Annotated in this window: 1 protein-coding gene; it reads right to left on the reverse strand. The window is 67.7% G+C overall.

Going from position 1 to position 1007, the window contains the following annotated elements; translation table 11 throughout:
* Positions 1–1002, reverse strand: a complete 1002-nt coding sequence (gene rfbB, locus ACFYPM_RS32165) for a dTDP-glucose 4,6-dehydratase (RefSeq protein WP_387205176.1) — start codon at positions 1000–1002, stop codon at positions 1–3.
* Positions 1003–1007 lie beyond the last annotated feature (5 nt).

The following is a 1007-nucleotide window of genomic DNA, read 5'->3' on the forward strand; positions in this document are numbered from 1 at the left end:
TCATGCGGTGGGTGTGGTCTTGAGGGGTTCCCACCAGGTGCGGTTGTCGCGGTACCAGGTGACGGTGTCGGCGAGGCCGGCATCGAGGGTGATGCTGGGGGTGTAGCCGAGTTCCTGGTGGATCTTGGTGATGTCGAGGGAGTAGCGGCGGTCGTGGCCCTTGCGGTCGGTGACGGGGACGACGCGGTCCCAGCCGGTGTCGCAGGCGTCGAGGAGCCGGCCGGTGAGTTCCTTGTTTGTCAGTTCGGTGCCGCCGCCGATGTTGTAGACCTCGCCGGCGCGGCCTTTGTGTTGGACCAGGGCGATGCCGCGGCAGTGGTCGTGCACGTGTAGCCAGTCGCGGATGTTGCCGCCGTCGCCGTAGAGGGGGACGGTGGCGCCGTCGAGGAGGTTGGTGACGAACAGGGGGATGACTTTTTCGGGGAACTGGTAGGGGCCGTAGTTGTTGGAGCAGCGGGTGACGACGACGTCCATGCCGTGGGTGCGGTGGTAGGACAGGGCGAGTAGGTCGGAGCCGGCCTTGGAGGCCGAGTAGGGGGAGTTCGGTGCCAGGGGCCAGGTCTCGGTCCAGGAGCCTTCGTCGATGGAGCCGTAGACCTCGTCGGTGGAGACGTGCACGAAGCGGTTGGTGCGGTGGCGCAGGGCGGCGTCGAGCAGGGTCTGGGTGCCCAGGACGTTTGTGGTGACGAACGGGGCGGCGCCGGCGATGGAGCGGTCGACGTGTGATTCGGCGGCGAAGTGCACGATCACGTCGTGGTCGGCGACGACCTCGTCGACGATTGTCGGGTCGCAGATGTCGCCCTGGACGAACCGTAGCCGCGGGTCGTCGCGGACGGGGTCGAGGTTGGCCAGGTTGCCCGAGTAGGTCAGTTTGTCGAGCACGGTCACGACCGCCGGCTCGAGTGGCGGCACGCCGTCGGCACTGCCGAGGGGCTTGCCCAGCAGCAGGCGAACGTACTCCGACCCGATGAATCCGGCTCCGCCGGTGACGAGGATCCTCACGGGTC

The organism is Micromonospora sp. NPDC005203, from assembly GCF_042872705.1.
GTDB lineage: Bacteria > Actinomycetota > Actinomycetes > Mycobacteriales > Micromonosporaceae > Micromonospora.